The 22,624-nt window shown below is 56.8% G+C and carries 20 protein-coding genes; 12 read left to right on the top strand and 8 right to left on the bottom strand.

Annotated elements, in window-relative coordinates; all coding sequences use genetic code 11:
* Positions 1-58: 58 nt before the first annotated feature.
* A complete protein-coding gene (locus A3L10_RS01010; protein WP_088865992.1) occupies positions 59-2,494 on the bottom strand; it encodes a tRNA(Met) cytidine acetyltransferase TmcA in 2,436 nt (811 codons plus the stop codon).
* A 128-nt stretch (positions 2,495-2,622) separates the two neighbouring features.
* Here A3L10_RS01010 and A3L10_RS01005 point away from each other — a divergent pair, with 128 nt between their 5' ends.
* The 3 genes from A3L10_RS01005 to A3L10_RS00995 are packed head-to-tail and all read left to right on the top strand — an operon-like array spanning position 2,623 to position 5,147.
* Positions 2,623-4,521 carry a dipeptidyl-peptidase 5 gene (locus A3L10_RS01005; protein WP_088865991.1) on the top strand — a complete coding sequence of 633 codons (1,899 nt, stop codon included), beginning with the start codon at positions 2,623-2,625 and terminating at the stop codon, positions 4,519-4,521.
* A 60-nt stretch (positions 4,522-4,581) separates the two neighbouring features.
* On the top strand, positions 4,582-4,854 hold the full coding sequence (locus A3L10_RS01000) for a hypothetical protein (RefSeq protein WP_088180666.1): 273 nt from the start codon (positions 4,582-4,584) through the stop codon (positions 4,852-4,854).
* Positions 4,821-5,147 (top strand): PIN domain-containing protein, encoded by a 327-nt coding sequence (locus A3L10_RS00995; protein ID WP_088865990.1) that lies wholly within the window; start codon positions 4,821-4,823, stop codon positions 5,145-5,147. Before A3L10_RS01000 ends, A3L10_RS00995 begins: the two co-directional genes overlap by 34 nt.
* A gap of 25 nt (positions 5,148-5,172) precedes the next feature.
* Here A3L10_RS00995 and ppcA read toward each other — a convergent pair whose 3' ends face one another.
* Positions 5,173-6,597, bottom strand: coding sequence for a phosphoenolpyruvate carboxylase (ppcA, locus tag A3L10_RS00990; protein ID WP_088865989.1), 1,425 nt, complete (start codon positions 6,595-6,597; stop codon positions 5,173-5,175).
* A 114-nt stretch (positions 6,598-6,711) separates the two neighbouring features.
* Here ppcA and mobA point away from each other — a divergent pair, with 114 nt between their 5' ends.
* Together mobA and A3L10_RS00980 are read left to right on the top strand one after the other, a co-directional pair.
* A complete protein-coding gene (gene mobA / locus A3L10_RS00985) occupies positions 6,712-7,305 on the top strand; it encodes a molybdenum cofactor guanylyltransferase (RefSeq protein WP_088865988.1) in 594 nt (197 codons plus the stop codon).
* Between the two features lie 160 nt (positions 7,306-7,465).
* Positions 7,466-8,461: a pyrolysin gene (locus A3L10_RS00980; RefSeq protein ID WP_232460996.1), complete on the top strand. Its 996-nt coding sequence runs from the start codon at positions 7,466-7,468 to the stop codon at positions 8,459-8,461.
* A gap of 6 nt (positions 8,462-8,467) precedes the next feature.
* Here the strand turns inward: A3L10_RS00980 and A3L10_RS00975 are convergent, their stop codons facing one another.
* Positions 8,468-8,986, bottom strand: a complete 519-nt coding sequence (locus A3L10_RS00975) for a biotin transporter BioY (protein WP_088865986.1) — start codon at positions 8,984-8,986, stop codon at positions 8,468-8,470.
* A 48-nt stretch (positions 8,987-9,034) separates the two neighbouring features.
* On the opposite strand from A3L10_RS00975, the gene A3L10_RS00970 reads away from it, so the two are divergent.
* Positions 9,035-9,826: an energy-coupling factor ABC transporter ATP-binding protein gene (locus A3L10_RS00970; RefSeq protein ID WP_088865985.1), complete on the top strand. Its 792-nt coding sequence runs from the start codon at positions 9,035-9,037 to the stop codon at positions 9,824-9,826.
* Complete coding sequence (locus A3L10_RS00965; protein WP_088865984.1) at positions 9,823-10,584, top strand: energy-coupling factor transporter transmembrane component T family protein; 762 nt, start codon at positions 9,823-9,825, stop codon at positions 10,582-10,584. The genes A3L10_RS00970 and A3L10_RS00965 overlap by 4 nt, the downstream gene beginning before the upstream one ends.
* On the opposite strand, the gene A3L10_RS00960 is transcribed toward A3L10_RS00965, so the two are convergent.
* Both A3L10_RS00960 and A3L10_RS00955 read right to left on the bottom strand, forming a co-directional pair.
* A complete protein-coding gene (locus tag A3L10_RS00960) occupies positions 10,581-11,216 on the bottom strand; it encodes a hypothetical protein (protein ID WP_232460995.1) in 636 nt (211 codons plus the stop codon). The two genes, A3L10_RS00965 and A3L10_RS00960, sit on opposite strands and share 4 nt — an antisense overlap.
* Positions 11,217-11,268: 52 nt before the next feature.
* Entirely contained in the window at positions 11,269-11,655 is a 387-nt protein-coding gene (locus A3L10_RS00955; protein WP_088865982.1) for a hypothetical protein, read from the bottom strand.
* A gap of 103 nt (positions 11,656-11,758) precedes the next feature.
* On the opposite strand from A3L10_RS00955, the gene A3L10_RS00950 reads away from it, so the two are divergent.
* Entirely contained in the window at positions 11,759-12,565 is an 807-nt protein-coding gene (locus tag A3L10_RS00950; protein WP_088865981.1) for a DUF63 family protein, read from the top strand.
* 3 nt (positions 12,566-12,568) lie between these two features.
* On the opposite strand, the gene A3L10_RS00945 is transcribed toward A3L10_RS00950, so the two are convergent.
* Genes A3L10_RS00945 through A3L10_RS00935 form a run of 3 tightly spaced genes read right to left on the bottom strand, consistent with a single transcriptional unit; the run spans position 12,569 to position 16,837 of the window.
* The gene (locus tag A3L10_RS00945) at positions 12,569-15,184 is read right to left on the bottom strand and encodes a DUF5814 domain-containing protein (protein ID WP_088865980.1); all 2,616 of its coding nucleotides are present in this window, start codon (positions 15,182-15,184) and stop codon (positions 12,569-12,571) included.
* A 21-nt stretch (positions 15,185-15,205) separates the two neighbouring features.
* Positions 15,206-15,679, bottom strand: coding sequence for an Lrp/AsnC family transcriptional regulator (locus tag A3L10_RS00940; protein ID WP_088180677.1), 474 nt, complete (start codon positions 15,677-15,679; stop codon positions 15,206-15,208).
* Positions 15,680-15,709: 30 nt separating this feature from the next.
* A complete protein-coding gene (locus tag A3L10_RS00935) occupies positions 15,710-16,837 on the bottom strand; it encodes a tyrosine--tRNA ligase (protein WP_088865979.1) in 1,128 nt (375 codons plus the stop codon).
* 122 nt (positions 16,838-16,959) lie between these two features.
* Between A3L10_RS00935 and A3L10_RS00930 the strand changes: the two genes are divergently transcribed.
* The 4 genes from A3L10_RS00930 (at position 16,960) to A3L10_RS00915 (ending at position 22,601) form a co-directional block, all read left to right on the top strand.
* Entirely contained in the window at positions 16,960-18,009 is a 1,050-nt protein-coding gene (locus A3L10_RS00930; RefSeq protein WP_088865978.1) for a DUF4350 domain-containing protein, read from the top strand.
* An 89-nt stretch (positions 18,010-18,098) separates the two neighbouring features.
* Complete coding sequence (locus A3L10_RS00925) at positions 18,099-19,538, top strand: ABC transporter substrate-binding protein (RefSeq protein WP_088865977.1); 1,440 nt, start codon at positions 18,099-18,101, stop codon at positions 19,536-19,538.
* Positions 19,539-19,684: 146 nt separating this feature from the next.
* A complete protein-coding gene (locus A3L10_RS00920) occupies positions 19,685-21,526 on the top strand; it encodes an ABC transporter permease (protein WP_088865976.1) in 1,842 nt (613 codons plus the stop codon).
* 10 nt (positions 21,527-21,536) lie between these two features.
* Positions 21,537-22,601, top strand: coding sequence for an ABC transporter ATP-binding protein (locus tag A3L10_RS00915; protein WP_088865975.1), 1,065 nt, complete (start codon positions 21,537-21,539; stop codon positions 22,599-22,601).
* Positions 22,602-22,624 lie beyond the last annotated feature (23 nt).

The following is a 22,624-nucleotide window of genomic DNA, read 5'->3' as shown; positions in this document are numbered from 1 at the left end:
TACACCAATGACATACCGAGGGAACTACGCGCCAATCCTATAAAAAGTTAGTTTAGGGTCAGGAAATGACCCTCTTGTAATAGTACCAGAGTCCCCTTATGATATCGCGCACCTCTATCATGGTGAAGGTTTCGGTTCTGTCAATGAGCCTCGCCGTCTCCTCCCAGCTGTGGGCCTGGAGCACGCGGTAGATGAGCAGCTTTATCTGCCTCTCGTCGAGATAGGGCTTCATCCAGCCGTCGAGGAAGTATAGCTTCACGATGGGCTTAACGGCGTCAACCACAGTGTCGTAGGTCAGAACCTTGCCCGTGAAGGCATCGAGGCGCTTTCTCTGAACCTCTGTGAGGTGAATCGGATAATCCACCGCCTCACCGAACGGCGTCTCGAAGAGCCACCTGACTATCTCGGGCTCGATCTCGCGGTGGGTATCACCCAGCCACTCCGTGAGCCTTATCCTGAACTCGTCGTTGGCCTTCCTGATGAGCTTCTTCGCCCTCTCGCTTATCGGCTTGAGAACTATGGCGGTGAACTCACCGCTCACAGGGTTTCTCGCGGGGCTCAGGTGGACGACGGCAAAGCCGTTCCTGACCCAGAAGCGGACGAGCTCCTCGCTGGCACCGAAGCCGGAACCTATCCAGTCAAGGCCTTTCTCCCTGGCCTCCTTTTCGAGGAGCTCCAGCGCCTTGCTGCCCAGCCCCATGTCCATCGCGTCCGGATGGGTCGCTATCCTCACTATGCGGTAGCCCTTCAGCTTCGCGAACTCCTTCGCCATGTGGTGCTTGACCATCATGTCCGGGATTATGTTGCCGCGCGGCTTGTAGCCCTTTGCCATCTTCTCGATGACCTTCTTGGGTATGTTGCCCTCCTCCGCTATCTGAACTCCGGTCACTATCTTGCCGTTCTTGAGGCGAAGGACGCGGGCCCTGTGGTGAGGCGCGTCGGCGAGCAGGGCAACGTCACTCGGCCTGTTGCGGTAGTGGGCGAGGATGTAGATACCGACGAAGTTCCTCAGGTCTTCTCTGTCCTTCTCGAACCAGTCGTCGAGGTCGGGCTCCTCAAAGTAGACCTCCTTGTTCTTTATAAGCCCATAGTCATCCTCCGTGAGCTCAACCGGCTCGGCATCGAGCAGGAGGACGTCAAAGAGCCACTTCTCGATGGGGTCGTTCTCGGCGTAGCGGATGGGCTCCTCCATGTGAAGCTCCTTAAAAGAGCGCTTCTCCCTCGCCTTCTTCAGGAACTTGACGGAGAAGCCCCTTCCGGCACCCTCGTAGCCATGAATGGTAGAGGAGTACACAACGCGGGGCTTGTTGAGGTACTTGTGGAGTATAGGCACGTGGATTCCGGCCGCCTCGTCGAGGATGTACAGGTCGGCCGTCTTCTTGTAGCCTTCGGCCGGCGGATAATACCTCAGACCGATCTTCCTGGCGTAGAGCTCCTTGATCAGCCCCTTCTCCTCGACGACGTGGGGCTTGAAGCCGAGCCTCTGAAGGGCACGTTTGGCGAAGCGGAACAGAGCCTGAACGTTCTCCGGCTCGGGGGCCGTCACGACTACACGCGTGCGCTTTCCGAGGGCCAGGGCCAGACCTATCGCAGCTATTCCAACGGAGACGCTCTTTCCGCGACCCCTGTCCGCGGTGAGAACGAGCATGCCCTCCTCCTCAACCAGCCCCTCGAAGGCCTTCAGAACCTCAACCTGCCCCTCGGTGAGGGCCATCTCGTACAGCTCGCGCGGGAAAAGGGTCTCCTCGGGAATCGGAACCCCTTTCCTCGATTTAATCTTCGCCTGGCTCTTGTTCCTCTTCGGCTTCTTCTTGAGCTTGCCGTTCTCGGTGATGATGTAGATGCCGTCGTGCTCCGTGAACTTCCTGATGAGCCGCCTGTTGAAGCGCTTCTTAACGTCGTCTATCGTGTAGGGCGGCGTGACGAGGCTCTTGTGGAAGCCCGTCCACATGTTTTTCCACTTCTCGAACGGGTGGGCGAGTATGAAGATGAGTCCGCCGCCGCGGACGGTCTCGATTATCCTTCCGAGGTCGTTCGGCGAGTAGTCGTAGCTCATGTCCAGGACGAGAATGTCGAAGGTCCTGCCCAGTATGTCGCGGGTGTGCTTGAACGTAACCGCCTTAACCTCGGCGGCCGAGCCTGCCAGAACGTCGAAGTGCTTTCTGAAGGCCTCGTAGCGCTTCCTCCCGAAGGTCTCCTCGCCGAGTGCATCGGTTGCGTAGAGGAGTTCGATTCTGTCCTCGCTCTCGTCCCTCAACCGTTTCTCGCGGAGGTCGTCGAGAATCTCCCCCAGGGTTCTGGCCGATGCGCCGGCTAGGATTCCGGCCAGTTCGGCCTTTCTTACCGTATCTCCCTCTATGATTATCATTCTCCTGTGGAATTTCTCAAGCGCCTGAGCCAGAGCGGTCTCCGTGAGCTTGAGAACCGAGTCCTTAACATTCTCGCCTTTCGCGTACTCTCTCACTTCCTTGTCAAAGCGGACCTTGACGGTCACGGCCGCCACCTCCCGGATAAAAGGGAGAAGGGGGATTTAAAAAGGTTAGGCGGTTTTGAAAGCTTCTCGATAATCATCGAAACGCTAAGTTTTTATACGAAAAGGCCGATGTTAGTTCGGTGGTTTCTATGGCGAAAGGCCTGAGCGAGAAAGACCTCGGAAAGTTCAAGCTCGTTGGAAATATCGACGCCTTCAGGAGAAGGCTCGTTTTCCAGGTAACGGAGATAAGCGTTGAGAAGGACGACTACTTCTCGAGGCTCTACCTCTACGACGGCAGAAAGGTTAAACATTTCACCTCCGGAAAGAAGGACGGAAACCCGCGCTTCTCCCCGGACGGGAAGCTGATAACCTTCACCTCGAAGCGCGATAAGGAGAGCAAGGAAGCCGAGCTGTACGTTATTCCGACCGACGGCGGCGAGGCGAGGCTTCTGACGAAGTTCAAGTACGGGATCAAAAACATCCGCTTCACGGAGGACGGGAAGAGCATAGCGGTCGTTACGCCGATAGACGTCGAGAAGAAACCGAAGGACGACGTCCACATCATCAAGGAGATTCCCTTCTGGTTCAACGGCGTCGGCTGGGTCTATGGAAAGAGGAGCGTCGTCTACCTCGTTGACATTGAGACGGGCAGGAAGAGGCGCGTAACGCCGAAGAACCTCGACGTCTCGCAGATCAGGTTCCATGAAGGAAAGCTCTACTTCACGGCCCAGGAGGACCGCGAGAGGAAGCCGATGGTGAGCGACCTCTACGTCCTTGAGGGCAGGAAGGCGAAGAGACTAACCCCAGGGGAGTGGAGCGTTCAGGACTTCATACCCCTCGACGACGGCACGTTCATCCTCAAGGCCAACACCCGCGAGCGCGGGATTCCGACGAACACCCACATCTACCACTACAACCCCGAGACGGGCGAGATGAGGAAGCTCACCGCGGAACTCGACAGGGCTGCATACAACTCCCTGAACTGCGACGTCAGGGGGAGCCAGAGGGCAGAACTGGTTTTCAAGGACGGCTGGGTTTATTACATAGCAACCGACGGCCCGAGGGCGAACCTCTTCAGGGTGAACCTTGAGGGGAAGATAGAGCGCGTCATCGGCGGCGATAGGAGCGTCGAGAGCTTCGCAATCGGCGACTACATAGCCTTCACCGCCCAGGACGCGGTCACTCCGACGGAGCTCTACGTTCTCAGGGATGGGAAGGAGAAAAAGCTCACGAACTTCAACGGCTGGATAAAGGAGTACACCCTCTCTAAGCCGGAGCACTTCAAGGTCAAGGCCAGCGATGGAGTGGAAATCGACGCCTGGATTATGAAGCCCGTTGACTTTGATCCCGGAAGGAAGTATCCCGCCGTTCTGGAGATTCATGGAGGGCCGAAGACCGCCTACGGCTACTCCTTCATGCATGAGTTCCATGTTTTAACCGCCAAAGGCTTCGTCGTGATATTCTCCAACCCGCGCGGCAGCGACGGCTACGGTGAGGAGTTCGCCGATATAAGGGAGCACTACGGGGAGAGGGATTATCAGGACCTCATGGAGGTCGTTGATGAAGCACTGAAGCGCTTCGACTTCATCGACGGGGAGAGGCTCGGCATCACCGGCGGTTCCTACGGCGGCTTCATGACCAACTGGATAGTCGGCCACACGAAGCGCTTTAAAGCGGCGGTAACCCAGCGCTCAATCTCTAACTGGGTGAGCTTCTTCGGGACGACCGATATAGGCTACTTCTTCGCGCCCGACCAGATAGGCGGTGACCCGTGGAGCAACACCGACGGCTACTGGGAGAAGAGCCCGCTGAAGTACGCGCCGAACGTCGAAACTCCTCTCCTCATAATCCACTCGATGGAAGACTACCGCTGCTGGCTACCGGAGGCGTTGCAGTTCTACACGGCGCTCAAATACCTCGGCAAGACCGTTGAGCTCGCTCTCTTCCCCGGCGAGAACCACGATCTCAGCAGGGGCGGAAAGCCGAAGCACCGGGTCAAGAGGCTTGGGCTGATCGTCGGGTGGATGGAGAGGTGGCTGAAGGACTGATTTCTTTTCTTTCCACAACCCTTAAATATGTGAACTCACATAATTCTGTGCGGTGATGGCATGCCGAACATAACCCTCTCCGTCCCGCCCGACCTCTACAGGAGAATGAAGAAGCATCCCGAAATAAAGTGGAGTGAGGTGGCGAGAAAGGCCATAGCGGAGTATTTAGCCAAAATCGAGGCCGAAGAACTCAGTTCGGACGAACTGCTATCTCTTCTCGGCGAGGACTTCAGGAAAGAGCTTGAGAGCACGCCCGTTGAAAAGTACGAGAAGGCGCTCAAGAAAACGAGGGATGCGGAATGGAAAAGGCTCTCTACGACACCAACGTCCTGATAGACGCGGCAAAATCCGGAAAACCCCTCAACGGATACACCACGGTCCTCAACGTCGTGGAGTTTCCGAGGGCGCTCGAGCTTGGACTAACGGTGATAACGCCGAGCCTCGAAGACTACCTGCTCGCAATCAAGATATCTCAGGCGATGGTCAGGAAAGGAACGCCCGTTCCCGCGGTTGATGCCATCGTCGCAGCGGTTGCAATGAATCGGGAGCTAACGCTCGTCACGAAGGACAAACACTTTGAGTGGATAAATGAAGAATTCAAGGAGCTGAGGCTCCAGAGCATATAATGAAACCTTCCCGTTTTTTGCAGCTTTATCCCAAAAAACCCCTTATTCCAGCCGCCTCAACTATCAGCTCGCTGTTCAGCTCTCCGACCAGTATCCTTGAGGTTATCTCGCTGTGCCTTTCGTCACGCTCGTAGTTTCTGGCCATCTCCGCGAGGGGTTTGAGGAACGGGAACCTTTCGGAAGCCTCGGGGTTGAAGTAACGGAAGGCGAACTCGAAGTCCCGATAAAGGCCCAGGTAGTAGTCGCCGAGGAATTCGAGCTCCTTCTCGCTCAATGCACTCAGGCCGAGGAGCTCTGGCGGGATTCCGAGGGAGTAGAGCGAGGCCGTGAACTTTATTGCCCTCGGCAGCGCCGAGCCGTTCACCTCGCGCGAGTAGCCGAAGAGACCGATGTGGAGCTTCCTCCGTCTCCTCGACGGGACGAACTTTGCGACCTCCCTGATGAAGGGAGCGAGCGCCCTGAGCTCCTCTGAGTATCTGGCCCCGTACTTCTTGAGGATCTCAAACGCCTCCTCCGGAACGGGCAGGGCTTTTCCCCTCTTCGATTCCCTGATCCGCTCAACGGCCCTTATGACGTCCTTCGGCGTCCTGTCGTACTTGAACGAGCTCTGTATAGTGAAGGTCTGGACGCTCGGGTATTCGGCCAGAACCCCCTCGACGTTCTCAGGGGTGAAGTGCCCCCTGAACGGCGCACCGCCGACGCCGATTATCGGATAGATTGGAATCCCGAGTTCCTCCTCGAGTCCCTGAAGTTCGAAGAGCGCCAGCTTGTCGTAGAGCACCGCGCTTATGAGGCCGTAGTTCATCGCGGGGTCGCTCCTGGCAAGGAAAACGCGCTGATATTCGACCTCCTTCCCGCCGAGGTACTCCCGCACGATGTCCGCCGCGCCCAGTATCGCCTCCCTGCTCTCGAAGAGCGGGATGACGCCTATCTCTGAGGGGTAGAACTCCCCTATCCACTCGTGGAGCTTGATGTCGTGGACCCGCTTGTACTGCTTTCCGGCTATGTAGTGCCTGTAGAGCTCGTAAACCCTGTTCAGTTCCTGGGAGGAGGTTGTCATAGGGAGGATGACCTCAAATATCGGAGGAAGCTCTTCACCGTAGAACAGCCTCGCGTAGTCCGCCGAGCGGGGTATCGCCTCCAGGGTCTCAAGGAGGAGTTTCGCCTCGGCCTTTTCGACGCTGGGGTTGGGGACGCGCGGCGTCAGTCTGAGTTCTTCCCCGAGCTTTTTGCGCTTGAAGAAATAGCCATAGCGCTCGAATAGCTTCTTGACGACGAACTCGTCCACTTCTTTGCCCTCGAAGTCCCACATCTGCTCGTCTATCCCCAGAACGCTGAAGGCGTAGAAAGCCTCGACGACCTCGTCCTCACCGCCCATCGTCGGACTGCCCGCGAAAAAGGGAATGAATACGTTGTCAGGATGCTGAGTGCTCATCGTTCTTGGTATCATTTATCCCACCAAAATGGCAAAGAACTGGCATGATTTAAGATTTTTGGAGAAAAATTCGTACAAATGACAGGAGGATGGAAAAAGGTTTTTAAACGACCCGCCCTAGTTCGGCCCATGAGGGCGTACATCTTGGCGTTTCCGGAGAAGCGGTGGGAGAACTACACCCTTCCCGTTGCGGATGAACCCGTCGTCAGGCTCACGGAGAGGAGGCTCCTCGCGAGCAAGAGGATAGATGAGGTCATCACGGTGGTCAGGAAGGACAAGCTCAGAACCTATTCCCTCCACGTCTCGAATCCCCTTCCCGTTGCCGCGAGGAGCAGGATGGAGGCCCTCCTGAAAGCCCTCCCAGGGGAGCCGTTCTTCCTGGCCGAGGGCAACATGCCGCTGATAATGCCCTTCCTCGTGAACTACATGACCGGGCTCTTCTACGAGAACGAGCCCGAGGCACTGGTACCGGTCTGGAAGGACGGCACGGCCGAGGTTACACATGCGGTCTATGAGCCCGACGCCCTGGAAGACGCGATAAACGCGGCTCTGGCCGAGGGTTACCGGAGCCTGAGCAGAATAATTGAGTTCCTCGACTACGAACCGCTGTCCATTGAGGAGCTTGCGAAGAGGAACCCCAAGGTGACGCTGAGCTTCTTCAGGGTAAGGAACTCCTTCGACGTTAGGTTCGCGGCCGAGACCCTCAGAAATCTGCAGGGGTAAATTTGATTGGAGATCCTTCAAAATTGTGTAAGAAGACTTAAATAGTGTAAAGCCTACAATAGGCTAAGGGTAGGAGTCCCTAAAAGTTCTTCTGCTCGGTTCGGACCAAAAAGGAGAGATTTGTATGAAAAAAGTTTTAAGCGCAGCTTTATCGCTGCTCATGCTGTTCAGTTTGGTGGCGGTGCTGGGACCCCCGTCGGTTTCCGCAAAGCCCCTAACGAGTTACAACGTACTGATTCTAAAGAACTCTGACGCATGGGGCTCGCCCAGCGTTGAAAAAACCCTCACAAACATGAGTATACCCTACGACGTCATGACGAGCACTGAGCTCCAGAACAAAACGGCTCAGGACCTCATAGGCACCTACGACATGATTATCATCGTCAGCGACCAGAGGCAGCAGTTCTACAACGAGATAGACCCGCAGATGGGCAAACTGGAGGAGTACGTGAAGGCCGGGAAGGTTCTCGAAATCCACGCCGCCAACTGGGGCTGGAGCGGAGGCCGCTGGTTAAACCCCTTGCCCGGAGGAGCGGAGATACAGAGGAGCTACTCAACCCGCGACTACGTAATAGCCAACAACACGACGCTCATCAGCAGCTACGCAAGCCACGGTTACTTCACTGGTCTTCCGGCGAACGCCGAGATAATCACAGTCCAGGCACCCAGTGGGACCCCCGACAACACCAAGCCAAGCACCGCGATATACACCCTGGGAAGCGGCAAGGTCTTCGTTACCGGCCTGACCATTGAGTACAGCGTCGCAAGGAAGGGACCCGAATGGGAAGCGTTCTACAAGGAGATTATTATGAACAACCTCGGTTACTCATCGATGATACCCACCCCTGAGGCGCCGGTTCAAAAGGGAATAAACGTGATGCTCTTCAACTTCTACTACTACATCCAGTACCACAGGAACCTCGACAAATACAACACCCTCTACGGAGAGGCCGTCGACGGCGGAATGGACAACGAAACCCTCGGGCTGGCGACCGTACAGAACGACACCGCGGCTGACTACTACGCCAACGCGAGCCAGTACGGACCGGTTGTTGCGAACTTCCCGAGGATCTACATCTTCATAGACCTGAGAAAGGCAGCGCTTCACCAGAAGCAGGCAGTGGGAATACTTGAAGAGGGAATGGCCGACTGGTGAAGGCCATCATCCCAAATCCGTTGCTTTTTTCACCCTGTCGGCTATCAGAGCCGCCAGGGCAGCCTTACCAATATCCAGTGGAACGAACGGTAGCACCCCGATGAGGAGTGCCTTGTGGAAGTCCCCTCCGAGGAAGAGGCCGAGCCTCAGCCAGCCGAGGAGGTATATCACGGCAATTCCCACCAGGGAGCCTCCAATCATGCCAGTTTTTCCTCCAGTCTTTTCGGCCATGTATCCAGCTATGAACGCCGCTATCGGGAAGGCGACTATGTATCCCCCGGTCGGTCCGTAGAGCACCGCAAACCCGCCCTGAAGGTTGGCGAACACGGGGAGTCCCACCGCGCCCATAGCCACGTAAACAAGCTGGCTCAGAAAGCCGAGCCTCGCCCCGAGAATTAGCCCGCTCAGGAGAACGACCAGAACCTGAAGCGTTATCGGGACGGGCCCTATCGGAATGCTTATTTGAGCGCCAACGGCGGTTAGGGCCGCAAAGAGCGCCGCGAATGCTACATCCCTGCCCCTCATTTCATCCACCTTGCAAAGTTTTTAAACTTAAAACTTGAAAGGTTCACGATGATCCGGGTTAAAAATCTTTGGCACGTCTACGAGAATGGCAAGGAGGCCCTGAGGGGCGTAGACTTTGAGATGGGCGAGGAGATAGTGGCGCTGGTGGGGCAGAACGGGAGCGGAAAGACAACGCTAGCGAAGCATCTGAACGGCCTTCTGAAGCCCACCAGGGGAGAGGTCGTGATTGACGGAATGGACACGAGGGAGCACACCGTCGCCGAGCTCTCGCGCGTCGTCGGCTACGTCTTTCAGAACCCGGAACACATGTTCTTCGAGGAGGACGTCTTCAAGGAGGTGGCCTTCGGGCCGAAGAACCTCGGCCTGAGCGAGGAAGAGGTCGAGGAGCGCGTTCGGTGGGCGCTGAAGGTTGTTCATCTAGACGGCTACGAGAGGAGAACCCCCTACTCCCTGAGCGGCGGTGAGAAGCAGAGACTGGCGATAGCCTGCGTTCTGGCGATGAAGCCGAAGTACCTGATACTCGACGAACCAACGACCGGATTGGACGCCAGGAGCGCCGCGGGAGTCGTCGAGACGATACGCGAGCTCAGGAGGGACGGTCACGGGATACTGCTCATAACCCACGACATGGACCTGGTTCTGGAGCTGGCCGAGAGGGTTTTGCTCCTCCATGAGGGGAGGAAGGTTTTCGACGGTTCCGTAAGGGAGTTCTTCTCGCTCGAACTCCACGACTACGGACTTGAAAAGCCGGAGCTCCTCAGAATAAGCGAGAGGCTCGGAATAGGGTTTGTTAGGAGTGCCTCAGAGGTTATAAACGCCCTGGCGGGTGGTTCGCGATGATATACCCGTTCTACTTCGAGAAGGACTCCATCCTCCACTGCCTCGACCCGAGGGTCAAGATAATCGGGACCATAGCCGGAATAGCGGCGATAATGCTCTACAACGACCCGATTTTCCTGATTCCGTTGTTCTTCATGACGCTCATCGCCATGAGGGTGCTCGGAAAGATTGAAATCCGGGAAGGGCTCCGCCTCCTGAAGCCCCTCATCCCCATAGTCATTATAACGCTCATAATATGGCCCCTGATATACAAGCCGAGGCTTCAGGGGCTTCTCTTTGGCCTCTCCTTCTCGATGCGCCTGCTGACCTTCGCCCTGTTGACGTTCATGCTGCTGATGACGACGACCCAACGCGACCTCATCCTCGGCTTCGTCAGGCTCGGCATGCCCTACGAGTTCGGTCTGACGATCTCCATAGCGCTCCGCTACATCCCAACGCTCTACATACTTACGAGCAACATCATGGACGCCCAGAAGAGCCGCGGCTGGGAAGTCGAGAAGGGGAATTTCCTCCTCAGGATGAAGAGGATGAGCGCAGTCCTAATCCCCCTTCTCGTGGCGTCCCTGAAGACCGCCCACGAGCTGAGCATAGCCCTCGAGAGCCGCGCCCTCGGCGCCACCAAGAAGAGGACGTTTCTCTACGATATCGAGATGAAGGGCAGGGATTACGCGGCCATGGTGGTCATCCTGATCCTCTTTGGACTGGCGCTCTACGTTCGCTACGGCCTGGGACTCGGCCACGTTAGCATATACGGCTAGAGAAGGGGCTTTATCAAGGAGTCTATGGGTATCGAGTGGTCACCAACGGCGGAGACGTAGTCAGGGGGTGCCTTGAGAACGGTCATGTTGAGGCGGTAATGGCCGCGGTAGGAGCTGGTTCTCAGAACGGCCAGCGCCTCGAATATCTCCGGCAGGTCGTAGAGGCGCCTGAATTCTCCCGGAAGGTCGAGCTCGTTGAGCTCTATGGTGGTGTGCCCCAGAACCAGGATGAGCCCTTTTCTGTCCACCAGCTTCCGAACCTCGACTACCCCCTCGGCGGAGCGGTTGAGAAGCGCCGGGAAGAGCGAGACCACCACAAGGGAGCCATCCTCAACGACGTTAAGCGCTTGGAGGAGTTCCTCAACCGAGTAGACGTTGCCGGCGTACAGGTTGGAAACGTCCTCGGTGAGGCGCTTCAGAACCTTGACTGAAAACGATGCTCCAGGGCCTATATGATAGACGGGGCCATCCTTAAGGGCGTTCGCGACGAGGTGGTACAGAAAAGCCGTCTCGGCCAGCTCGTCGGTTGAGATTACACCCGCTAGGCTCCCCTCGCTGAGACCGAAGGGGAACCCTTCGAAGGGCTTCACCTCCCTGGATTGGAGCTCGGCCGGTTTGAAAAACATAGGCATCACATAGCTTAGAGCGCTGGGGATATTTATACCTTACCCAAAAAAGAGAAACTCAGAGCGCCGCGAGGGCGCCGATTGTGAATACCCCTAGGAGGATCAGGATTCCCATGACTATAGCCGCTATCACGGCCGAGAGTATCCACGCGAGGAAGGCCCTGAGCCAGTCGGTGTCAAAGACCGCCTTTATCACCCAGAGGTTGGCCAGGAAACCAAGTATCGGGCCGAGAGGCTGGAATATCGCCCCGACGATAGCACTGATCAGGGCACCCAATATTCCGCCACCGAGTATCGCGATCATGGCCTTCCCTATAGAGGCGTTTTTGATTCCGATGAGCTTCGCGGCCATCCACAGGAACAGGGCCGCTATGAACAGCGCCAGCAGGAACCCGAGTATCGCCGCAGCGCCTATTCCAAAGACCATCGCGGGTCCGTGCGCCATCCTCTCACCTCCAACCATCATTCGGGCACGGATTTATTAAAGTTCCCGTTTTCGCTCCAAAAGACCTTTAAACCGGGAGGGCGACTCAGGCAGGGGGAAAGAGATGCTGGAATCACTGTGGAACGAGGTCTGGGGTTTCATCTACAAGTACTTCTGGGAGCCGATGTTCACCAGGAGCGGCTACAACCCAATAAACACCCTCGTGTACGCGTTCATGCTCGGCTTCGGAGCCATATATACATATAGGTATATACTGAAACCCCTCAAGATAAAAATCGACAGGACGCTCTTCATCGCGGTCACCCTGATGGTTGTCTTCGGCTCCACGGTGAGGGCCCTCGTCGATGGGGGCATACTCCCCCAGAATCCCCTGATACTTACCCCCGGAATCTTCTTCACGACGTTCTTCATAATGCTCCCCGCGATAGTGATAGACGCAAAGCTGAAGACGTATCCAAAGCTAACCCTTGGATGGGGAGCCGTGCTCGCCCTCTGGGCCAACTACCTCCTCGTGACCCACGCCAAGAGCTGGGAGCCCTACGGGCTGACGCTCCTTCACACCTTTGTATCGTGGGTTCCGGCGCTACTGGTATACAAGTACAGGCCCTTCGACAGGCTCTACCTCTACGCGGTTTTAGCGCACCTCTACGACATGGGCTCAACGGTCGTTGCCATACACTTCTACGGCTACCGCGAGGTTCACTGGCTGGAGAACATCCTAGTTCAGCACTTCGGGGCGTACTTCTACTACCCCTGGATAACCATCATCCTCGTTGCTGTCTACTACGGCCTCCAGAAGCTGGTTCCAGACGAAGAAGAGAGGCGCCTGTGGTATCTCATGGTCTACGTTCTCGGCCTGGGGCCGGCCATAAGGGACCCGGCCCAGCTGGTGCTCCAGATAGGGGGCTGAGCCTCAGCCTGCCCTTTTCCTCCTACCGTCCAGCCCTTTTCGGGTCTGGGTCCTATTCCCCGGTTTCCCGTGGTATCCACGGCTTGAAGGCCTCTGGTAACTTCTCTCCTCCCCGCGGTCCCTGCGTATCGTTCTGCCCTCCTCGATTTCCCTCTTCAGAACCTTCGCCTCCTCCTCGGCACTTCTCACGCGGAAGACCCTCGCGATCCTCTCCACCGCCTCAAGCTTCCTCACGATGCCGTCAAGCCACGTGAAGACGTCTCCAGGATAGACTATCAGCCCGTAGACCTTCCTGAAGTGCTCCGCTATCTGCGTGGGGTGCTTACCGTTCCTCCTCAGCTCGATTATCATGTTGCTAACGCGCTCCATGGCATAGTCCGTGCAGTCCTCCTCGGGACACATGAAGAACTCTTGGTAGAGCGTGAAGAGCCTCTCGGCGGCGTTAGGGCTGAGCTCCGGGATGACCTTGTCGAGCTCCTCAAGGATGGAAGCAAAGCTCGGCGAGAATACGTTGGCGCTCAGCCTCCCCCTCACTGCACTCTCAAGCTCCCTCTGGAGCGTTCCGCTCAGGTAGAGGTTCTCGAAGGGCAAGAGCTTGACGGCTATCCACTGAGCGGGCTTCTTCCCCAGGCTGTTCTTTATGAATGAAGCCTCCTTGGGCAGGAGAAAGCTCATACTCACTGCTCTTCCGTAGGGGGTGACGTCGACGAGGGAGCCCTTAAGCCGGACGAAGCCGAACTCCTCAAGCTTTTCGAGAACCTTTTCCGCACTCTGGTTGGCGCCGAGGCATTTGGATTGGACATCCTCGATGACGTCGAGCCTATTGAAGACGCAGGAATGGGCCAAAACGTTGTCCTGCTCAAGCTCGTCGCCCCACTCGACGAGGACGGGTTCAATCGGTGCGGTGAGCAGCTTGAACGCGATCTCGTCCTCGGAGCTCTCCATCTGGGCCGAGTACTTCCTCCCCGGCTCAACGATGAGGTAGACCCTGCCCTTTTCGTGGTAGAGCGGCCTTCCGGCACGACCGAGCATCTGGTGGAACTCCCTTACACTCAGCCACTTGTTGCCCATTGCGAGGCTCTCGAAGATGACCTGAGAAGCGGGAAAGTCAACACCGGCTCCCAAAGCCGCTGTTGTAACGACCACATCCAACCGTTGGGCCAGGAACTCCATCTCGGTGAGCTTCCTCTGTTTGTAGGGCAGGCCGGAGTGGTAAGGCTTGGCTTTCAGGCCTTTGCTCGTGAGATAAGCCGCAAGCTCGTGCGTCCTCTTGCGCGAGAAGGTGAAGACTATCGTCTGCCCCTTGTAGCCCTGCCGGGATTTCCTCATTGCCTCCGCCCGGCAGAGAACCGCTATGTGGCGCCACTTCTCGGACTCGTTTCTCGCTATGATTATGTGCCTCTCAAGATCCACCGGTCTCTCGTCGTAGAGCACCAGCTTCAGGCCAAGCTCCTTCGCCAGTTCACCGGCGTTTCCAACGGTTGCGGAGAGACCGATGAACTGCGCGCTCGGATAGAGCTTCCTCAGCCTCGCAATTAGTCCGTCAAGCCTCGGCCCGCGCTCCTCGTCGTCGAGGGTGTGTATCTCGTCTATCACGATGGTTCCAACGTTGCCGATCTTCCTGCCGGCACGGAGGAGGTAGTCTATGCCCTCGTAGGTTCCCACTATGATGTCGGCATCGATGCCCGTGTCAACGACCACAAGCTCGTCCCGGGTCTTTATGCGGCTCATTCCGACGCGGATGGCCACGCGGAGACCGAGCTTTGAATACCTCCTCTTGAAGTCCTCGTACTTCTGGTTGGCCAGCGCGACGAGGGGGACTAGGAAGAGCATCTTCTGGCCTTTCATGGCCTTCGGGACACCGGCCAGCTCGCCGATGAGGGTTTTGCCGCTCGCAGTTGCCGAAACCACTAGGAGGCTCTCACCCTCGAGGAGGCCGCCCTTTACCGCCAAGCTCTGGACCGGGAGGAGCTCGTTAACGCCTTCAGCTTTGAGAACGGATTTAAACTTCTCGGGAAGCGGGAGCTCGTCGAGGTGTATTTTCTCAACGCGCACGTGCTTGGCCTTCAGTTCATCCCACTTGGTTATCTCCGGATGCCTCGTCGGGTCAAAGCGGGGGTCGAAGGCGTAGAGAACCTTGTCGAGGTCTCTAAACCTGTCGAGGAGCTTCTTCGCCTGGTCGAACATGGCAACGCTCTTGAACCTGAAGCGGAGCTCCCTCTTCAGCTCGTCCTCGGCACAGCGCTCGCAGATGTACTCGCCGTGGTATTTAATGCGGTTGCCCTCGGTGAGGACGGTTATCCTGCCGTCGAGGAGGCAGAGGCGACAGAGCTCGGCGCGTTCAACCATCTTGTTCTGGAGCCTCCTCTTGAAGTAGTCCTCCCACTCGTCGGCGTTCACAAGGACGATTCTGGCACCGCGGAGGAGCTTCTCGATCTCCTTAGGATTGCGATACTGACTTCCCTCGAGAACCTTGAAGAGCCTCCCCTCGCGCATTATGAAGCGGTATATCCTGTCGGCCTTCAGGTTCTTCATGGCGGTGAGCTTTTCGGGCTCGTTCTCGATGAAGAATGCCTCAAGCTCGTTCTTCTTTCTCCCTGGTCTCACGACGAAGAGCATCCCCACCGCCTCACCAAGCAATCAGCGCCTCTCAATCTCCCCAGACACCCAGTTCTCCTTGAAGGTGTCTATTATGAGCGTAACCTCCACCCGCTCGAGGTTTTTGCCGAAGAACCGTTTGAGCCTTCCCGCGAAGGCCTTGACCTCATCCGTGTCGTGGAAGCTCGCCCTCACGAGTATCTGCCTCTCACCGCTGCGCCGGTAGAGGCTCTGAACCTCCTCCATGCGAGCAATCTTCATCAGAATCTGGTCGATCGTGTGGTCGTCTATGGCCAGGCGCAACTCAAAGAACGCTTGGACGTATTCATCGAGGAAAGCCGGGTCAACGATGGCGGAGTAGCCCTTAATGGCCCCGAGCTTCTCCAGCTTTTCGACCCTGTTCTTCACGCTCGCCGGGGATAGGCCAACCCTCTTCCCGAGCTCGGTTAGGGTTATTCTGCCCTCCTTCCGAAGGATTCGGAGTATCTCCCTGTCCTTCTCGTCTATTCCCGGCATCGGCTCCACCAGCTAAAAGGGAAGGAAAAATCAGCGGGTTATCTTTATCTCCCGCATCAGCTCAAGCGGCTCCGGGTTCCTCTCGAAGTAGTCCCTGACCGGCTTGAGGAGTTCGATGAGGTATTCGGCGACAGCGTTCTTGAGGTCGAGCGGGTGGAGCTTGCCCTCGGCGAAGTCCCTCTTGAGCTCCTCGATGGTGGTGTAGGTTACGTCGCCGCCGAACTTGGCCGGGCGGTGGATTGTGAACTCCGTCGGCTCCTCGCGGAAGATTATGTACTCGGCCCAGTCGAGGACCGGGTTGTACTTGACCTCTTTCGCCGGACAGAAAGCCTTTCTGAGCTTCTGCCGTATCTCCTCCGGGCTGTCGTGTATGAAGACCGCGGAGTAGGGCTTGCTCTTGCTCATCTTCATCTGGGTCTTCAGCTCTTTGAACTGCTCCTCGCTCTCAATGGGCCACACCGGCGGTTCCTGGAGGCCGAGCAGGAGGTGGTGGTGCAGAGCAACCGGCTTGAGCTTCTCACCCTTCCATTCGAGGGCGTGGTACTTGAGCTTCTGGGCCACTTCGATAGCTATAACATGGGCCTTTCTCTGGTCCATTCCCGCGTGGGCTATCGTGACGCCTTGGTAGTAGATGTCGGCAACCTGCATGGCGGGGTAGATGAGCTTCGCGAAGTCTATGCCCTCCCCCATCTGGCGGCCCATGATGGTTATGGAGCGCATCATCCTCGCCAAAGTCACGTTCTTGGAGATGTCTATGACCGTCTGCCAGTAATCACCTTTCTCCAGTATCTCGCTGGCCAGAACGAACTCGACCTTATCCGGGTCGCCGCCCATGACCTTTACGCTCTGCTTCATGCCCTCCTTGAAGTAGCTCAGCGCGACCTTCTGGATGACCTCCAAATCCCCGCCGAGCTTGTCGTTTATCCAGCTGTGCCAGTCGGCGAGGAAGATTCTCGTCTTGATTCCAGCCTTCTGAAGGTCGGCTATCTTCGCTCCGGCCATCAAACCGGTTCCCAGATGAATGTAACCGCTTATCTCAAATCCGATGTAGTGCTGCATTGGAACTCCAACTTCGAGCAGGTGCCTGAGGTTTTCCTCCGTCAGGAGCTCCTCCGTGGGCTTTCTCTTGATAAGCTCTATCCTTCTCTCAATGTCCATACTCACCACCAAGCCCAGAACGGTATAAGCCTTTAAGGACTTTACGGAACTTTTTCGAGACTGTTAAAGTTCGGATTCATAAGATTTATAACTTCCTGAGCCTTAAATAACCCGGTGATACCATGAGGAAGGCTGCAATAATACTTGCGGTGTTTGTTTTCTTTGGAGTGTTTGGATTTGCCATGGCCAGTGCCACCACCATCGGTGTTGACCTCTCCCATGGTGAAAGCGACAAGGGCCTGGCAGTGCTGACGGACAAGGAGGGCAATGTCCTCGCCGAAGGAATGATCAAGACCATAACGGATGTCAACTGGGTTTACATCGGTGACCCCGCTCTCGCGGACCAGCTCGGAATACAGAGCGTCGGCGAGAAGATAACCGCCGATGCCCTCAAGGACGTTGACTTCCTTATCATCGGCCAGCCCAGCCAGCCCTTCAGCAACGACGAGATAAAGGCCCTGGAGGACTGGTGGAACCAGGGGGGAAAGATTCTCTGGATCGCCGCCGACAGCGACTACGGCGATGGTAAGGACAGGATTGACTACGCCGACTCGGTTCTCGACGCCCTTGGAGTTCACCTCAGGGTTGACCAGGCTTCCGTTGAGGACGCCACCAGCAACGCTGGCGCTGGATACCGTGTAGTTGGACTCGTTAACCCCGAGGCCAACACCCCGAACAAGGACATGCTCACAAAGGACCTCGCCAACGGTGGCAAGGTTCTCTTCCACGGCCCGGGTGTCGTCGCCTACGTTGACGACGAGGGCAACTGGAAGACGCTCCCTGCTGGAGGGGGCATTGAGAACGTCTACGTCATCGTCACCAGCAGCGGCGACGGTCAGATAGTTGAGAACACCGACCCTGCCGCCCAGGCCTACACTGCCGGTTCAACCGGCCAGTTCCCGCTCATGGCGGTTGAGGTCTTCCCGGACAAGAAGAACGTCCTCATCGTCAGCGGTGAGACCCCCTACGGCGGCTACGAGCCCATGTGGAGCCCGACCTACCACGGCGTTGACCTCGACGGCCCGCAGTTCGTCACCAACTTCATCCACTGGACCATTGACCTCCAGCAGAGCCTCGGCAAGGAAGAGGGTGGAGGCGGAAGCACCTGCGGTCCGGCCGCTCTCGTCGGACTCGCCCTCATACCGCTCGCCCTCTACAGGAGGAAGAGGTGAATCTTTCTTCTTTTTTAGCCCCTTGAACCATTAATTTTTTATTGAGTTTGAGGAACTTCCACTGATTGAACATAACTGGGTGATAAACCATGAAGAAATGGGCCTCCCTTGGTCTTATCCTGCTTCTTGCCATCAGTGTTGTGGCCAGCGGCTGCATCAGTGGCGGCGGTGGCGAAAGCAGCGGCATAACCCTTGTTATCGTCACCAGACACGATGCCACCATACAGTACATGGCCAAGCAGGCATTCCTCAAGAGCGAGATCGCGAAGCAGTACAACATCGAGGACCTCAAGTTCATCAAGGTTCCGGAGAGCCTCTGGCCAAGCTACATCGAGAAGGGCGCCGACGTCGGCTGGGGCGGAGGTCCGACCCTATTCGACGACCTCTACAAGGCCGGCTACCTCGCACCGATAACGGACGAGAAGGTTCTCGGTCTCGTAGGCAACCAGATTCCAACCCAGCTCGCCGGAATGCCCATGATAAGGAAGGAAGGCGACAACGTATACTGGATAGCCGCCGCGCTCTCATCGTTCGGATTCACGATCAACAAGGCACAGCTCAAGAAGTGGAACCTCCCCGTTCCCGAGAAGTGGGAGGACGTCGCCAGCGAGCAGTGGGCCCTCAACCCGCCGCAGTACGGCATAGCCGACCCGACCAGGAGCACGTCCAACACGAGGATTTACCAGATCATCGTCCAGGCCTTCGGCTGGGACCAGGGCTGGCGCATCATGACCCTCATAGCGGCCAACTCCAAGATATACATGCAGAGTGACGCCGTCAGGGATGCCGTCATAAACGGCGAGATAGCGGCAGGAAACACCATCGACTTCTACGGCTACACCGCCATGCAGCAGAACCCCGACTGCCAGTACATAGTCCCGAAGGGAGAGAGCATCATCAACGGCGACCCGATAGCGCTCCTCAAGAACGCCCAGCACCCCGAGGCGGCCCAGGCCTTCATATACTGGGTCCTCACCGAGGGCCAGGCAGTCTGGATGAGCCCCGACGTCAACAGACTCCCGATCAACCCGAACATCTTCGATATGAAGATAACCAAGACCTACGCCGACGTCATATTCAAGGGCCAGCACGAGGGAGAGACCTACGGCCAGGTCAGGCCCGCCCTCAAGAAGGCCTACCAGGACGCCATAAACGCCGAAGGAATACCGTTCGATGACAAGCGCGCCCTTGAGACCGTCAGCGCGCTCCAGTACTACTTCAAGGCCACCCTCGTTGACCCGAACCAGAAGCTCCACGACGCCTGGGTTGCCATAGTGCAGGCGTACAAGGACGGCAAGATAACCAAGGAGCAGTTCGAGCAGCTCAAGGAAGAGCTCACCGCCCCGATACAGTTCAAGGACCCCGAGACCGGCCAGATGGTCACCTTCACCGAGGAGTACGCCAAGAAGATAAACGACAAGATAACCAAAGACAGGAACTTCCAGGACCAGCTCGTCCAGGAGTGGCGCCAGGCCGCCGGCAACAAGTACGACAAGGTCCTCCAGGACCTTCAGAGCATGACCGGTTGAATTTGATATCTCCCTGGATATTCCTTCCCTTTTTTCCCTCCGTTTAGATGCCGGCGAATCAACAAATTTTTGGAAATATTTAAATAGAGTCCACCTCGACCCAATCAGAGTGACTGGGAGTTCAAAACAACGGAGGTTGATGCTCGATGAAGGTTAGCAAGTGGAGCGAGAATCTCTTTGGGACGCCAATCTTCGACCCTGTTGTGACAGCGTCATTCATGTTCCCACTCCTCTACCTGGTGGCATTCCTGATAATCCCCGTGCTGACGATGCTGGCGGTGGCCTTCGAGTACAACGGCCACTTCTCATTCCACTGGTTCACCAGTATCCTGACGTCGGACTATTATATCAGCTTCAGACCGACGGGAGAATTCTACAGACTCATCACGATGCCCAACGGAGAGCAGATATACTACGTGCAGGGCGTCGACTTTGGAGTCATCTTGAATTCCCTGCTCGTCTCAATAAGCGTCATGATACTGACGACGATTCTCGGAACGATATTCGCCTTCGTCATGGCCCGCTACGACTTTCCGGGCAAGAACATCGTTAGAATTCTGCTCTTCGTTCCCCTCCTCGTCACACCCTTCGTCAACGTCTTCATCGTCAAGAAGATGTTCCTCCCCAACGGCCTCATCAACTGGCTGTTCTTCGACATGCTTCACCTGTTCCCGCACAGGATCGTCATCGACGGCCTAGTCGGTGTTATAGTCGCCCAGACCATGACCTACTACCCGATAGTCTACCTCAACGCCTACGCTAGCTTTATCAACATCGACCCCACCCTCGAGGAGCAGGCCGAGAACCTCGGAAGTAGCAGCTTTCACCTCTTCAGAACGGTCACCTTCCCGCTTGCCCTTCCGGGAATAGCGGCCGGTGCAACCCTCGTCGGCATCTTCAGCCTTGAGGACCTCGCCGCGCCGATAGTCTTCCAGGGCAACGCCCTTGCCAGAAAGCTCATGTCCTTCCAGATTTACAGCGCATTCACCAGCGGTTTCAACGTGGGCAGTCCACAGCTCGCCGCCCTCGCGCTCATAATGCTCACCATCGCCATCCTGATGTTCCTTGGAATCAGGAAGTACGTCAGCCTGCGCCAGTACGCGATGCTCAGCAAGGGTGGAAGGTGGAAGCCCCGCGTGGCCAAGCCCAAGGGCTGGCAGGCAGTTCTCATATACCTCGTCGTCCTCCCGATGCTCCTCATCTCAATATTCCCGCAGGTGGGTGTGGTTCTCCTCGCCTTCAGTGAGAGCTGGTCCGGAACGTGGCCACAGGGCTTCACGACGGCACACATACAGAGCATCATCACGCAGCCGGACATCGAGAGGGTCATCATGAACAGCGTTATGTATTCTACGGCAGCGATAATCGTCATCCTTCTGCTCTCGCTCACGGCATCCTACGCCTCCAGCAGGTTCAAGAAGAGCAAGCTCGGTCCGGTCCTCGACAGCCTCTCGACCATCCCGATAGCGGTTCCAGGTATCGTCATAGCCATGAGCTATTTCTTCTTCTTCGCCAAGGTGTTCCCGGACACGCCACTCGACCCCACCAACCTGCTCGGCTTCAACCCGGCGATGGTCTTGGTGCTGGCCTACTCCATAAGGCGTCTGCCCTTCGCGGCGCGCTCCATCTCCGCCGGAATCCAGCAGGTGCACGTGTCCCTCGAGGAGGCGGCGCTCAACCTCGGCGCCGGAAGGTGGAAGGCACTCACAGGAATCCTCATGCCGCTGATACTCCTGAACCTCCTGGGCGGCGCGATGCTGAGCTTCGTCTACTGTATGAGCGAGACCAGCGTCGGCATCACGCTCGGTTCAATAAACCCGGAGTACTACCCGATAACCGCCAGAATGGTCGAGCTGATGACGAGTGCCGTCGGAAGCGCTAATCTAGCGGCCGCGCTCGGTGTCTTCCTCATGACCGTGCAGATCATAGCCATAGTCCTCGCCAACGTGATAACCAAGCAGAGGTACTCATTCATAGGTCTCACATGAGGTGGTTGGGATGGTTGACGTCAAGCTTGAAAACATCGTTAAAACTTTCGGAGAAACCGTTGCCCTTAAGGGGATAGACCTTCATATAAAAGCCGGAGAGCTCTTCACACTGCTCGGACCGAGCGGCTGTGGAAAGTCAACGACGCTGAGAATCATAGCCGGCCTGGACTTCCCGGACAGTGGAACCATACACTTCGGAGACGAGGAGGTCACTTACCTCCCCTCCAGCAAGCGCGGAGCGGTGCTCGTCTTCCAGAACTATGCCCTCTGGCCGCACATGACCGTATTCGACAACGTTGCCTACGGCCTAAAGCTCAAAAAGCTCTCCAAGGAAGAGGTAAGGAAGAAGGTTGAGTGGGCGCTTGAGCTGGTCAAGCTCAAGGGCTTCGAGGACCGCTATCCAACCCAGCTTTCCGGTGGTCAGCAGCAGCGTGTTGCAATAGCCAGAGCCCTCGTCGTCGAGCCGAAGGTTCTTCTCCTCGATGAACCGCTGAGCAACCTCGACGCAAAGCTCCGCCTTGAGATGCGTTCGGAGATAAGGAGAATCCAGCGCGAGCTCGGCATTACCGTCATCTACGTCACCCACGACCAGGAGGAGGCAATGGCGATAAGCGACAGGATTGCAGTTATGAACGTCGGAACCGTCGAGCAGGTCGGAACGCCGAAGGAGATATACGAGAGCCCGAGGACCGAGTTCGTGGCGAGCTTCATGGGCAAGACCAACGTCATCCCGGCCAAGGTCGTGGAGAGGAACGGCGACAGGGTTACCGTCGAGTTCGAGGGCATAAGGCTCGACGGCCTCTACTACACCGACGAAAGTGACGACGTCGTCATCGTCATCAGGCCCGAGAGGATACAGCTCAAGCCCGTCGAGAACGCGGTCTCATTCACCGGAACCGTTGACCTCGTCGAGTACTACGGCTTCTTCATCGAGGTCGTTGGCCTCTTCGGGGACACCAGGATAATCGCCAGAACCATCAGCGACAGGGAAGTTGCGGGACTCAGGCCCCTGCAGGAGGTAACCTTCTACGTCGAGAGGGACGACATAATCGTCCTTCCGAAGCAGCAGCTTTAAATCCCCCTTTTTCTATCTCCCTT

The organism is Thermococcus radiotolerans (assembly GCF_002214565.1).
Classification (GTDB): Archaea; Methanobacteriota_B; Thermococci; order Thermococcales; family Thermococcaceae; genus Thermococcus; species Thermococcus radiotolerans.
The sequence above is the reverse complement of the archived record's forward strand: the minus strand, read 5'-3'. Positions and strand labels throughout refer to the sequence as shown.